Genomic DNA, 14,525 nt, shown 5'->3' with positions numbered 1-14,525 from the left:
ATAATAGATAATACTGAAAAAACGGATGAGCAGGAATTAGTTGAAGATTTAGTTCAGATAGTAACTGTTTTTAGTTGCAGATTTCAAGGTAAAAGAGCCAATAAAGCTAAAAAGATGATTAAGGAGTTAATTGAGGATGATAAAGACATTAAAGATAATGCTAATTCCAAACAATAAACAAAAGTCTAAATTATTTCAATCGGCAGGCGTAGCCCGTTTTGCTTATAATTGGGCATTGAATACTGAACAAGAAAACTACAAAAATGGTGGTAGCTTTTTATCAGATAACGATTTAAGAAAACAATTTACGAAATTAAAAATAGAAGAAGAATATAAATGGCTTAATGATTATTCTAATAATATAGCTAAACAATCAATTAAAGATGCTTGCTTGGCTTACAAAAGATTTTTTAATGGGCAATCGTCTTTTCCTAAATTTAAAAGTAAAAGAAAGTCTAAGCCTAGCTTTTATGTAGATACTGATAAAATCCTATTTACAGGCACGCATGTTAAACTCGAAAAATTAACATTAAGTAGAAAGAAAAATAAACAAAAGTTTAACTGGATAAAGCTTGCTGAAAAAAACAGAGTACCAACAAATAGTAAATATCTCAACCCAAGAGTAACATTTGATGGTATTAACTGGTGGATTAGTGTAGGTATTGAATATAATGATAGTATTGAAATTCCAATAAATGAAGGAATAGGGATTGATTTGGGTATCCATGATTTAGCAATATGTAGCAATATTGATAAGCCTTACAAAAATATAAATAAAACTCAAAAGATAAGAAAATTAAAAAAGAAAAAACGTAGGTTACAACGTCAGATATCTAAAAAATATCTAATAAATAAGAAAGGAGATAGTTACTGTAAAACAAGTAACATTATAAAAGCTGAAAAGAAATTATTAAAACTTAATCACCGATTAACAAATATTCGTCATAATTATTTACATCAAGTAACTACTGAAATAATAAATCGAAAACCAAAATTTATCGTTTTAGAAGACTTAAATGTAAGAGGTATGATGAAAAATAAGCATTTATCAGAGGCTATAGCAGAACAATGCTTTTATGAATTTTATATACAAATAGAGTATAAATCATCATGGAATAATATTAAATTTATAGTTGCAGATAGATTTTATCCAAGCAGTAAAATATGTTCTTGCTGTGGAGCAATAAAAAGTGATTTGAAGCTTAGTGATAGGATTTATAAATGCGAAAAATGTAACAATCTAATTGATAGAGACAAGAATGCAAGTATAAATCTTATGAATTATGGAAAATCAATAGCTTAGTTAACTAAACAACACTATTGATATGTACCGATGCGTTAGTCGGGAATTTAAGCCTTTGGAGTATTATATCAAATGTAAGTAGCTGTAAATTTATTTATAGTAAAAGCAGATACGTTGAAAAAGGAATGGAACATAAAATTTTATAATTTTTTATAGATTTTTATAAGTTTTCAGTAACGGTTATGAATATGGGTAGATATATCAGAGAACCGATAAATGGGTTTACCCATTTATTCGGAGCAATTTTATCATTTGCAGGTTTATTAATATTAGTAATAAAAACCACATTAGAAAATCCATCTCCTCTTGCGCTAACTGCTGTGATTATATTTGGAATATCGTTAATACTATTGTATTCCGCATCAGCTACATATCACTTGGTTATCGCAAAGGAAGAAACTATTAAATTTTTAAGAAGATTAGATCATTCTATGATTTTTATCTTAATAGCAGGTTCATATGCACCATTTTGCTTAATATCATTAAATGGAGTAAAAGGATGGGTTTTATTTGGAATCGAAGTGCTTATAGCTATTCTAGGAATTTCATTTAAGCTAATTTGGTTTAAAAGTCCTAGATGGATTTCTACCATTATATATGTAATTATGGGATGGTGTGCAATATTTTTAATTGTTCCATTGTATAAATCTCTATCTAGCATAGGACTTGGATTATTAGTTGGAGGCGGTGTATTTTACACAATAGGTGCTGTTATATACGGAGCTAAACCTAAATTTCTTAAATTAAAAAAATTAGAATTCCACGAAATATTCCACATATTTATATTATTAGGAAGCCTATGTCAATATCTATGTGTTCTTCTATATGTAATTTAAATATAAAACTGCATTGTAAATATAAATAATGGAGGTCTATTACGACCTCCTATTTATTTAAACATTAAGCTTTAAATGGCAAGCTACATAATGATCCTTAGATACTTCCTTTAGCTTAGGGTTTTCTTTGCTACAAATCTCCATTGCATGCTCACATCTATCTCTAAATGGACATGCATTTACATTATCGATTTTATTAGAAATATCATTATCAGCCACATCTATTTTTTTAGAAAAATCCATATTTAAACTAAATACAGCACTCATCAAAGTCTTTGTATATGGATGCATAGCCAAGCTACTTAATTTATGACTAGGTATAACTTCTACTATATTTCCTAAATACATAACAGCAACTGTATGGCTCATCTCGCTAACTAGGACTATATCATGACATACAAATCCTATAGTAAGATTTCTGTCCTGTTGTATTTTTTTAATCAATTCTATAATATTTTTTTGTATAGAAACATCTAGTGCAGAAGTAGATTCATCTAATATCATAATTTCTGGATCTAGTACCAATGCCCTCGCAATTCCTATACGTTGACGTTGTCCACCACTCATATTATGTTGGTATCTATCCATAAATTCTGCTGGAAGCTCAACCATTTCAAGGTATTTCTTAGCTACTTCTTCTTTTTGGCTCTTTTTGATTAATCCAAAATTTAAAAGTGGCTCACATATAATATCCTTTACCTTCATTTTCGGATTAAAGGCTGTTGTAGGATCTTGAAAAACCATTTGAATATTTCTTCTATGTTGTCTTAATTCTTCTCCCTTTAATTTTGTAATATCCTTACCTTTATATATAACCTCCCCAGATGTAGGCTGTTCAAGCTGCATTATAACCTTCATAAGTGTACTTTTTCCACATCCACTTTCTCCTATGATACCAAGTGTCTTACCTTTTTCAAGACAAAGTGATACATGGTTGCAGGCTGTCATCTCTCCATTTTTTCCAATTGGAAACTTTTTAACTACATCTTTAACTTCTAATATAGTATTTTCTGTCTTACGCATACTGTTCCTCCCTCCATGTTGGGACAGATGCTAATAATCTCTTAGTATAATCGCTATTTGGATTTTTAAGAATATCTTCTCTCGTTCCTCTATCGACAACCACTCCGTCCTTCATTACAATTATTTTATCTGCCATATATGCTGCTACAGCAAGATTATGTGTGACTATCATAATAGATGTATTATATTTGTCTCTAAGGTCTATCATTTCTCTTACAATTTGTGATTGAGTTGTTACATCAAGTGCACTTGTAGGTTCATCAGCTATTAAAAGCTTCGGTTGAAAAGTCATAGCTATAGCTATCCCAACTCTTTGACGTTGACCACCACTTAGTTGAAATGGGTATTTTTTCATTATCTGTTCAGCTTGTGGCAATCTCATCTTGTCCAACATTTCTATAGCTTTTTTCTTAGCTTCATCCTTAGGCATTTTTTTATGTACTAAAATATATTCTATAAATTGACTCCCTATTCTTCTATTGGGATTTATCATCGAACCACAATCTTGGAATATCATAGACATCTTAGTTCCTCTAATTTCATTCCATTGTTTTTCAGTATAATTCAAGAGAGAATCATCTTCAAAGATGATATCTCCCTTTGTAACCTTACCTTTTCCTGGAAGTAAACCTAATACTGATCTTATGACTGTAGTTTTCCCACTTCCACTTTCTCCTACTATAGCTACTATTTCACCTTGTCCAACTTCTAAATTAAAGCCTTCTATTGTGGGATTGTTATTTTCATATTGAACTGTTATATCATTGATTTTTAACATAAGATCTATCATCTCCTCCAGTTCTCAATTATTCAGCTGGTTTTATTTTAGTAGTTATCCAATAATAGTCTGCTGTGTAAACATCTGCACCTTGAACATCCTTTGTACTACACATATTACTATTGAAATATCCGTGAATTAAAACAGCTGCATCATCTATTAATATTTGTTGCATTTTTTCTATTATATCTTTACGTTTATCGTTATCCATTTCGTTTAATAACTCTTCATATAATTTATCGTATTCTTTGTTTTCGTATCCACAGTAGTTAGCCTTTGATTTACTGTACCAGTTTTCTAAATAACCAATTGGATCTCCAACTGGAACTGTTAGCCAGTTATTAGATAATAAGTCGTATTCTCCATTTACAAGCTTATTCCATTCAGTATCTGCATCAGTTTCTTGTATATTAACCTTTATTCCTATTTCTTCTATATTAGCCGCAGTTGCTTCTGTAAATTCTTTTAAGCTTCTACTATCATATGTAAGGAATGATAATTCAACATTTTTGCCGTCTAATTCTCTATATCCATCACCATCTGTATCTTTTATGCCTGCTTCATCTAATATCTTCTTAGCTTGATCTAGGTCATATGGAGTTGCATCTTTTAATTTATCATATCCATAATCTAAGCTTGATGGTAAAACAGAATATCCTGGAGTATATACTCCACCTATTGTAGTATTACATAAAGTGTCATCATCAATTGACATAAGAACTGCTTTTCTTAAATCTTCATTACCAAGAACACCCTTTTGATTTACATATGCAAAACCACATCTACCACCAACTGTTTCTGATACATTGTATTTATCTGATTCTTTAATATTTTTTAGATCAGCTGCATTAGTTGCATTTTCAACAACATCAACATCTCCATTTTCAAGAGCCATGTATTTAGTAGTATTATCTCCTATGAATATTATATTTAATTTTTCATAAGGAACTTCACCATTCCAGTATTCTTTGTTTGCTTCCATCTCTAATGAAGTCCCTTCATTTTTCTTAACTACTGCATATGGTCCAGTACCTATTGGTTGGTCAGCTATATCTGTATCTGCATCAACATCTATTATTACATATAATGGACTTGCTAAAACAGCACTTAAATCAGCATAAGGTTGACTAGTAACTATTGTAACAGTGCCTGTCTTATCATCAGCTTTTATAGAATCATACTTCATATATTGAGAAGGTTGAGCACTACCTTTACCATCTTTTTCTTGTTTATATGTGTATTCTAGAGATTTAACTACTGCTGATGCTGTTAAATCCTTTCCGTTTGAGAATTTTATTCCATCTTTTATATGGAATTTCCATTCAGTATGATCATCATTTACTTCATATTTATCAGATAAATATGGTTCTGCTTCCATTTGTTCATTGAATCTGTATAAACCTTCACCTATTCCATATCTACTTACACACCAAGCTGCATTTACCATTGACGATGGATCTAGTGAATCAGAGAAATTTGTACATCCAAAATTCAACGTTTTGGAATCACCTCCAGAAGAGCCTCCACTTGAACATCCTGTAACTGCTCCTAATGTCATAGCTGCAATCAATGTTGCAACTGCTGCTTTTTTTATTTTTTTAAAAATCTTCATTAAAATTTCCCCCTGTCTTATTTTTTATCTATTATTTTAATTTTTAACTAGCCTTACTTTCGCTAGTTTCCTGTCTAACATCTAAAATATCTCTTAAATTGTCTCCTATAAGGTTAAATATTATAACTACTATACAAATCGCTAGACCAGGGAATACCATCAACCAAGGACAATTTAATAAATACGCACGTCCTTCATTTAGCATAAGCCCCCATTCTGCAGCAGGTGCTTGTGCTCCAAATCCCAAGAATGAAAGCCCCGCAAGCTCTAGTATCATTGTCCCAATATCAGTTGTCGCTGTAATTACTAATGTCGGCAATATATTTGGTAAAAGATATCTAGTTATAATATGTATAGTTTTACAACCAGTAACTCTAGCTGCATGAATATAATCCTCTTCACATATTTTCAAAACTAAACTACGAGCAAGTCTAGCATATTTTGTCCAACTCACAATCATAATAGCAATAACTGCATTTTTAATACTAGCACCCATAATACCTGCCATCGCAATAGCTAAAACCATACCTGGAAATGAAATCATCATATCAGAAATTCTCATTATGACAGTATTTACAATTCCTCCAAAATATCCAGCTAAAATACCTGCAACTGTACCGATTAAGAATATCAATGATACTAATATCAAAGATGCACTTAAAGATACTCTTGTACCATAAATTACACGAGATAAAACATCTCTTCCCAATTTATCTGTTCCAAATAAATGCTCTCCATTTGGTGGTTGAAATGCATTTTTTAAATCTCCCTTATATGGGTTATATGGCACTATATATGGAGCAAATATTGCCACAAGGACAATAATTATTGCTAGTATGATAAGTGCTGAAAACAATCTATGTTTCTTTATAAATGCTGTAATATTTTTCATCACTTACCCCCTCTCTCTAACCTTTGGATCTACTAAGCTATATGAAATATCCACTATTAAATTTATAACCATATAAATAAGCGCTATCCAAAGTACATAAGCTTGAATCACTGGATAATCATACGCTGTAATCGCTGAAACCGCTAAATTTCCAAGTCCTGGATATGAAAATATAACCTCTACAACTGCTGTACCACCTAACAATGAACCTAATGATAATCCCAATAATGTTATTAAAGGTAATAGAGAATTTGGAAATACATGTCTTAAAAGTATTTTTCCATTACTTAATCCTCTTGCCTTAGCTCCAATTACATAATCTTTACTTAATTCTTCTAAAACTGCTGTACGGACTTGTCTTGTATATTTAGCCGCCATTGCAAATGCCAATGTTAAAGCTGGTAAAATCATTGCTTTGAATCCTCCACCTACAGCTACTACAGGTAAAAGCTTCAGCTTTAACGCTACAACATATAAAAGTATCAACCCAACCCAAAAGTTTGGTATAGAAACTCCTAAAAAAGTTATACCTCTTATAGCATAGTCGGCTATTTTATTTTGTTTAACAGCTGCAATTATTCCACTCGGAATTGAAATTATTAACATTATAATCAAAGATAAAAATGCTAATTTCAACGTTGGAACTAATCTTTCCAACAAGATTCCTATAACAGGCTTTCCTGATGAATACGATGTTCCAAAATCACCATGAAGACATGAAGTCAACCAGTTAAAATACTGCACCAAAAATGGTTTGTTTAACCCCATGGCTTCTCTAGTTTGGTTGATTACTTCTTCACTCGGCATTACACCACCAGAAGAGTACATCACTCTAACAGGATCCCCTGGTGCCATATATATTAATGCAAAAGTTATAAAGCTTATTCCAACCAATACAACTGCCATTTGAGCTATTCTATTTAATATTTGTTTTTTATTCAAAATACCTCCTCCTTAAAATTTTACTTGAATATGCTTTATATTTATAGTTTTTACTACTTAGCATCCATATCTAAATTATCAAAATATAAAATAAGTGATTTAGCTAGATTTGATAAACTATCTCTTCTTCTATGTATATATCCAAAGGAAATACTTTTTTCATATGATAAAATAGGAATTGCTTTTATTCCATATTCCTGATATTGATTATTTACAAAGCTACTTCCTATAAATCCACAGCTTGTATTTTTCAATAATTGAATTAGAAAACAGTCGCTATTTGTATAAGATACAGAAATATTATCTCTATTATAAAGAAAATCTTCCTTTATATGACCTAATTGACTGTATAGAGAATACTGTTTTTCCTGATATTGAACTAATTTAATATCCTTTATAGTAGCTTTATCTACTGACTCTCTCGTGTATAATGGACTATTTTGACCCACAAATAAATACAACGGCGTCTTTGCTAATTCGTGATATTCTAACCCCTTTGATTTAATAGTTTGTTTAAAAGCAGACATACTTCTTTTTGATATATATACAAAGCCTAACTCTGACTTTCTTGAATGTACTCTCTTGAGAATCTCCTCTACATTAGTTTCAAAAAAATCTATTTGAATATTCTTCTTTGACTCATCATTATAAAATTTAGATAAATGAAAAGACAAGGTGTCACTAGGGACACTAGATATAGACAACATTTCAAGACCTTGACCTTTTTTAAATTCATTTATAATATTTATATTTTTTAATACTTCTATAGCGTACATGTAAATACTCTCCCCTTGAGGAGTAATAGTAACACCATTTCTATTACGATTTAATAAAACCATATTTAACTCTTCTTCTAAAGATTTGACTATCTTGCTCACATTTGGTTGCGTTGTAATTAAAGCCTCTGCCGCTGCGTGAAAGCTTCCCATATCAACACTAACTACGAAATATTGTAATTGTTTAACATCCATAAAACTATCCCCATTATTATTTTATTTACTATTTACTAAAATTAAAAAACACACCTTATAAAAGTGTGCATAACTACTCTATAAAAAGACATTTTTAGAACACACCTATGCACCGTAGAATAGTTCTCAATATTATAAAAGCAGGTATCCTGGCTAAAAAGCATTGTCGATTTTTCCTTCCCAGATAAAATATCCAGTGGTATAAAAATCGACCCTTTATCACAGTGACGGGATCGCATTGGATTTTCACCAATTTCCCTATTAATCTATATAAATAGAACTTTTATAACTACATTTTTTACTATATGAATAATATAGCATACAATTTCTCAAAAAGTGACAATTTTTTTATTCTATATAATTCCATTTTGTTATACCTTATAAGTGTTTTTCTACAATAAAAAATGCAATTAAAATAAATTTCTTTATTATAAATTGCATTTTTTATTTAAATCTATTAAAGCATTTCCATATTATGTTGTTCAGATAGAGAATTATTAGCACAACATTCACAAGTATTTATGTTACTTATGAAGGAAACTAATGGATCTCCTTTTCTTATCGCTAAAGATGTTGTATTATAAAGTATTCTTCCTGTTACAGGTGAATAATATTCTTTTAATATATTTCCAAAATAATCTGTAATATACCCGACAATTTGACCTTCTTCAATAGGATCTCCCGCACTATAAGATGGATACCATAGACCATCTTTATCTGAATCTAAGCAGTACATACAGTGAACGTATTCTACCTCTGTTTCCTTAGGCTCATAAGCTTCTCCATCTAATAAGCCATAATAATATAAAACATTTAATATTCTATCTTTATATAAAATAGCTTGATCTACATTACACTCACCTCTACAGCCTAATTCAGCCAAAACTCCCGGTATATTATATTTCATGGCCATACCATTTATACTACCACAATCTGAACCAGAACCTATAATAGGACCTAAGTTCATTAATTCGCCTATTTTTCTAGATTGCATTCTGACTTCTTCAGTTGCATCTCTGTGATATAAAGTAAAAGGCATTAAATCCTCATGTATATCTCCACTATGCAAATCTAGGAAAAAATCACTTTGACCGTACACTTCCTCTGAAATAAAATACGCTAATTGTTCTGTGTGAGTTCCATTTTTATCGCCTGGGAAGCATCTATTTAGATTTTTTCCGTCTATTGGTCCTACATATTGCATTTTTGCCTCAAATGCAGATACATTTGTAATATGTACTAAAATTAATTGTCCTTTCAAATCCTCTGGTTCTATCTCTCTAGTTAATTTAATTAGACCGAATACACCTGTGTATTCTCCACCGTGTACAGCTGCTGTTATAGCTACAGTTTTTCCTTCTTGAGCTCCGTTAATTAGTGTAATTGGTATTTTTACATCATAGTTATCATTTACCTTCAAGCTTACATTTCCTTGTATTTTTTCTCCTGGATTTGCAACTAAATCTCCAACTTTTAATATTATTTTTTTATCCATATATATCTCTCCTGTATAAATAATTTTAAATTTTTATTTGTAGTTAATCAAAGTTCTTTATTTTTATGTTTTAACAGGATACCTATAATTACAAACTATTTTATATTAAATTTTGTTGTTTTTTAAGTATATATTATAAAAAGATTTGATATAAATCAAATCTTTTTACAAATAAATCTATTTATTATCTTTCATTCTCATAGCTCTCATCGCGTTAAGTACTGCTATCAAAGCAACTCCAACATCTGCAAATACTGCTTCCCACATGTTAGATACACCACCAGCAGTTGCTATTAAAACTATGATTTTTACACCTAATGCAAATATTATGTTTTGCCATACTATTTTATTAGTCTTTTTAGATATTGCTATAGCTTTTGCTATTTGACTTGGTTCGTCGTTCATTATAACTACATCAGCTGCTTCTATAGCTGCGTCTGATCCAAGTCCACCCATCGCTATACCTACATCTGCTCTAGCTAAAACTGGGGCATCGTTTATACCATCTCCAACGAAAGCAACTTTTTGTTTTTCTGTTCTGCCTTGGTAGATTTCTTCTATTTTTTCTACTTTTTCATCTGGTAGTAGGTTTGAATATACTTTATCTAATTTTAATTCTTCAGCTACTGAATCTGCAACTTTTTTATTGTCTCCAGTAAGCATAACTGTTTGCTTGATTCCTATTTCTTTTAATTTTGCTATTGCTTGTTTACTGTCTTCTTTTATTTCGTCTGATATTACTATATATCCAGCAAATTTGCCGTCAACTGCTACATATATAACTGTACCTATTTCTGTAACTTTTACATATTCTATATTATTAGCTTTCATTAATTTTTCATTACCAGCTAAAACGATTTTTCCATTGCAGTTTACCTTTATACCATGTGCTGCTATTTCTTCGTATTCTCCAATTCTGCTTAAATCTAAGTCCTTGTCGTATGCTGCAACTATTGATTTAGCTATTGGATGGTTTGAGTTTGCTTCTGCATATGCTGCGTATTCCATAAGCTCATCTTCTGAAACATTTACTGCGTTTACTTTTGTTACATTGAATACACCCTTTGTAAGTGTTCCTGTTTTATCGAATACTACAGTGTCTACATATCTCAATGCTTCTAAGTAGTTACTTCCCTTTATTAGCACACCGTTTTTAGATGCAAAACCAATTCCACTGAAGAAAGTAAGTGGTATTGATAAAACTAATGCACAAGGACAAGAAACAACTAAGAATGTCAATCCTCTTAATATCCAGTCATACCAAACAGCTTTACTAGACATATCTATAACCATTGGAGGTATTATAGCTATTATAGCTGCTAGCGCAACAACTACTGGAGTGTAGTATTTAGAGAACACACTTATGAAGTTTTCAGTTTTTGCTTTTTTACTACTTGCATTTTCAACTAAGTCTAATACCTTTGAAACTGCTGATTCTCCAAAGTCCTTAGTTACTTCTATAGTTAATAATGCATTTTTGTTTATAAATCCTGAAAGAACTTCATCTTCTACTTTTACAGTTCTAAGCACTGATTCACCAGTAAGCGCTGATGTATCTACCATAGAAGATCCTTCTATTACTATACCATCAAGAGGAACTCTTTCACCTGGTTTAACTACGATTATATCTCCAATTTCTACTTCTTCTGGATCTACAACCTCTATATCATTTCCTATTTTTAAATTAGCTATATCAGGTCTAATTTCCATCAAGGCTGAAATTGATTTTCTTGATTTACCAACTGCTAATCCTTGTAAAAATACACCTAATTTGTAAAATACCATAACACCAACTGCTTCTGATGTTTCACCTATTAGGATTGCTCCAACAGTAGCGACTGTTATTAAGAAGTTTTCATCGAATACTCTACCATTTTTCATGTTTTTAGCAGCTTTTAATAATACATCTCCACCTACTACTAAATAAACTGCTATGAATAATACTGTACTTATGATGCTTCCTTCACCATGACCACCTATTATTTCTTGAGCAAATGTTATAGCATATACGATTATACCTACTATTAATCTCAATTTATCTATCTTGTCTTTATCGAATTTCTTTTCAACAGCTTTGTTTAATTGTTTATTTTGAGATTTTGAAACACCTTTTACTTGTATATTTATACAGTGTTCAAGATTTTTAACTATTTTTGCAACTTCTTCTACTACTTCCCTTCTAGATACACTTCCATCTAATTCTATATCTAGCATGCAATTTCCAAAATCTAAAGTAGCATCTTTTACGCCTTGTAATTGTTTTGTTTCAAACTCTATTTGGTCGGCGCATTGCATACATTTTAAGTTTTCTAATTTTAATTGTAATTGTCTAGAATTACTCTTTCTGTTGTCGTGTACTTGTATGTCAAGCCCTGGCTCTGTTGTATTTATTATATCTAATACTTTATTTATAACTATATTTCTACTAACTCCATCTTTTAATTCGAAGCTTAATTTCTTGTTTACAAAGTTTAAATTTGATATTTCTACTTCATCTAATGCTTCTACCTTTTGGTTGATTACTTCTGCACAATGTGCACAATCTAATCCACCTAGAGTCATATCTACTTTTTTATTGTTGCCTTTGCTAGAAGCTTTTTCTATAACTTGTATGTCAAGTCCTGGTTCTGTTGTATTTATTATATCTATTGCCTTTTGTATAGTTAAACTTCTACTAGCTCCATCTTTTAATTCAAAGCTCAATTTCTTATTTACGAAGTTTAAATTTGATATTTCTACTTCATCTAACGCTTCTACTTTTTGGTTGATTACTTCTGCACAGTGTGCGCAGTCTAACCCACCTAATATCATATCTATTCTTTTGTCTTGTGTTTTTTTAGATTTTTTGCTCTCCATTACTTGAATATCAAGTCCTGGTTCTGTTGTATCTATTATATTAATTACTGTTTCTATAGTTTTAGCTCTATTTGAAACATCCTTTAACTCAAAACTTAATTTTTTATTTACAAAATTTAAATTTGAACTTTGCACTGAATCTAAACCAGAAACCTTTTGATTTATAACTTCAGCACAATGTGCACAGTCTAATCCACCTAATATTATATCTACTCTCTTATCTTGACTATTAAAGCTTGGTTTATCCTCACTCGTTTTTCTAAAAGTACTTATCTTTAATGAAGAATCCATAGTCTTTATCAATGAAGACAATTCTTCAACAATAGCACCTTCATCTTTTGATGAATCAAGAGATACAGTTAATGTCTTTTCTCCAGTATTTACTGCACATGATTCTATTCCTGGAACATTGACAGCTAAAAGCTCTATCATCTCTGCCATGTCTTTAGTCAATGCACCTTCAACAAACAATTCTTTTTTAACTAAAGCTGCTGTACTCATATAATCCCCTTCCTTCTCTAATGTTTATACATTTCTTCTATATGGTGTAATCCACAAGCAAATATTTGACTTATATGTTCATCATCTAATGAATAAAATACTGTCTTTCCTACTTTTCTAAATTTAACAAGTCTCGCCTGTTTTAAAACTCTAAGCTGATGTGAGATAGCAGATTGAGTCATCCCCAATGCATTAGCTATATCACAAACACACATTTCTTCTTTGAATAAAATAAATATAATTTTTATTCTAGTTTGATCTCCAAATACCTTAAATAATTCAGCTAAATCTAAAAGCATTTCCTCTCCTGGCATATCACCTTTTATTTTTTGAACAATATCTTCATGATCGTGCTTACATTCACATTCACTTATATTTTCATCATTTATATCGTATTTCATAATAATTCCCTCCATATTAAACAAACATATGAATAACTGTTCATATATTATTATAATAGTACCTTTACTTTTATTTAGCAACATATTTTCGGATTTTTTTTATTAACTTTTAATTCCATTTTGTTATGATTTATTTTTTGATTTATAAATAATTACTTTAAACATATATTTTCCATTAATTTAATATATATATTATTAGAAAAATTTTTAATTGCTTCATTTAAAAGGAAAGGAGAATTTACATGAATAATAACAATAGAAAAGAAAATGTAAACTCTAATTATATATATCCTCAGCCTTATATAGATCCTATGGTTTATTTAAATCCTTATTATTCTTCAAATATGCAGGGATATCAATATAATAACAATCAGGGGTATATAGATTATTCTCAGTTTAACAACGGATACATTGATTACTCTCAATTTAATGAGAACCAAAATAATACTACACCCGAACAAAATTATGTAAAAAATCAAAACGAAGAGTACACTAATATTCCACCTGAAGAGGATTTTAATATACCTTATATTCCATACTATCCACCTTCAAATATGTCTAACAATACACAAAATATACCTAATATGATACTTCCAAATACTCAATACCAAGGATTGCCACCAAATATGGGAAATCAAGGCTTTACAGATCAAAATCAACAAAATCCTCAAGGTATGCCAAACCAAAATTTCCAAAACATGAATATACCTTATAACCAAATGTCTTATATACATCCATCTATGCCTTATATGGGATATGTTCCTATACCAAAACCTATGTATCCTGCAAATATGTTCCCTAATATGTATCCAGAAATGTTTCCTAACATGATGTATCCAAACTATCCTTTTGTGAATATGGGACCTGATATGTCTAATATCAATATGGAAGAATTTGATGAAGAGGAAATGTAAA

The 14,525-nt window shown here is 30.4% G+C and carries 12 protein-coding genes, 2 pseudogenes and 1 riboswitch; of the genes and pseudogenes, 4 read left to right on the top strand and 10 right to left on the bottom strand.

Features of this window, described 5'->3' with window-relative positions; all coding sequences use genetic code 11:
- The 3 genes and pseudogenes from SPD90_RS15320 to trhA form a co-directional block, all read left to right on the top strand.
- Positions 1–177 (top strand): annotated as a pseudogene (locus SPD90_RS15320) (IS607 family transposase); the annotation flags it as partial.
- A complete protein-coding gene (locus SPD90_RS12590) occupies positions 137–1,303 on the top strand; it encodes an RNA-guided endonuclease InsQ/TnpB family protein (protein ID WP_320925457.1) in 1,167 nt (388 codons plus the stop codon). The pseudogene SPD90_RS15320 and the gene SPD90_RS12590, both read left to right, overlap by 41 nt.
- Before the next feature lie 188 nt (positions 1,304–1,491).
- Positions 1,492–2,139, top strand: a complete 648-nt coding sequence (gene trhA, locus SPD90_RS12585) for a PAQR family membrane homeostasis protein TrhA (RefSeq protein WP_320925456.1) — start codon at positions 1,492–1,494, stop codon at positions 2,137–2,139.
- Between the two features lie 57 nt (positions 2,140–2,196).
- Here trhA and SPD90_RS12580 read toward each other — a convergent pair whose 3' ends face one another.
- From SPD90_RS12580 to SPD90_RS12535, 10 genes and pseudogenes are all read right to left on the bottom strand, one after another.
- Positions 2,197–3,162, bottom strand: coding sequence for an ABC transporter ATP-binding protein (locus SPD90_RS12580; RefSeq protein WP_320624676.1), 966 nt, complete (start codon positions 3,160–3,162; stop codon positions 2,197–2,199).
- Entirely contained in the window at positions 3,155–3,940 is a 786-nt protein-coding gene (locus SPD90_RS12575) for an ABC transporter ATP-binding protein (protein ID WP_320624675.1), read from the bottom strand. The genes SPD90_RS12580 and SPD90_RS12575 overlap by 8 nt, the downstream gene beginning before the upstream one ends.
- A 28-nt stretch (positions 3,941–3,968) precedes the next feature.
- Positions 3,969–5,552 carry an ABC transporter substrate-binding protein gene (locus tag SPD90_RS12570; RefSeq protein ID WP_320925455.1) on the bottom strand — a complete coding sequence of 528 codons (1,584 nt, stop codon included), beginning with the start codon at positions 5,550–5,552 and terminating at the stop codon, positions 3,969–3,971.
- Between the two features lie 43 nt (positions 5,553–5,595).
- Positions 5,596–6,444, bottom strand: a complete 849-nt coding sequence (gene nikC, locus SPD90_RS12565) for a nickel transporter permease (protein ID WP_320925454.1) — start codon at positions 6,442–6,444, stop codon at positions 5,596–5,598.
- Between the two features lie 3 nt (positions 6,445–6,447).
- Positions 6,448–7,386 (bottom strand): nickel ABC transporter permease, encoded by a 939-nt coding sequence (nikB, locus tag SPD90_RS12560; protein WP_320925453.1) that lies wholly within the window; start codon positions 7,384–7,386, stop codon positions 6,448–6,450.
- Between the two features lie 53 nt (positions 7,387–7,439).
- A complete protein-coding gene (locus SPD90_RS12555) occupies positions 7,440–8,357 on the bottom strand; it encodes a LysR family transcriptional regulator (protein ID WP_320925452.1) in 918 nt (305 codons plus the stop codon).
- Between the two features lie 122 nt (positions 8,358–8,479).
- A riboswitch (cobalamin riboswitch) is annotated at positions 8,480–8,657 on the bottom strand.
- A 157-nt stretch (positions 8,658–8,814) separates the two neighbouring features.
- Positions 8,815–9,852, bottom strand: a complete 1,038-nt coding sequence (locus tag SPD90_RS12550) for a M14 family metallopeptidase (protein ID WP_320925451.1) — start codon at positions 9,850–9,852, stop codon at positions 8,815–8,817.
- 177 nt (positions 9,853–10,029) lie between these two features.
- Positions 10,030–12,708 carry a heavy metal translocating P-type ATPase gene (locus tag SPD90_RS12545; RefSeq protein ID WP_442909082.1) on the bottom strand — a complete coding sequence of 893 codons (2,679 nt, stop codon included), beginning with the start codon at positions 12,706–12,708 and terminating at the stop codon, positions 10,030–10,032.
- An 84-nt stretch (positions 12,709–12,792) separates the two neighbouring features.
- Positions 12,793–12,999 (bottom strand): annotated as a pseudogene (locus SPD90_RS15315) (cation transporter); the annotation flags it as partial.
- Between the two features lie 227 nt (positions 13,000–13,226).
- A complete protein-coding gene (locus tag SPD90_RS12535) occupies positions 13,227–13,610 on the bottom strand; it encodes an ArsR/SmtB family transcription factor (protein WP_320925450.1) in 384 nt (127 codons plus the stop codon).
- 242 nt (positions 13,611–13,852) lie between these two features.
- Between SPD90_RS12535 and SPD90_RS12530 the strand changes: the two genes are divergently transcribed.
- Positions 13,853–14,524, top strand: a complete 672-nt coding sequence (locus tag SPD90_RS12530) for a hypothetical protein (protein WP_320624578.1) — start codon at positions 13,853–13,855, stop codon at positions 14,522–14,524.
- Position 14,525 lies beyond the last annotated feature (1 nt).

Source organism: Intestinibacter sp., from assembly GCF_034113885.1.
Lineage (GTDB): Bacteria > Bacillota > Clostridia > Peptostreptococcales > Peptostreptococcaceae > Intestinibacter.
This window is presented reverse-complemented; position numbering and strand designations above follow the sequence as displayed.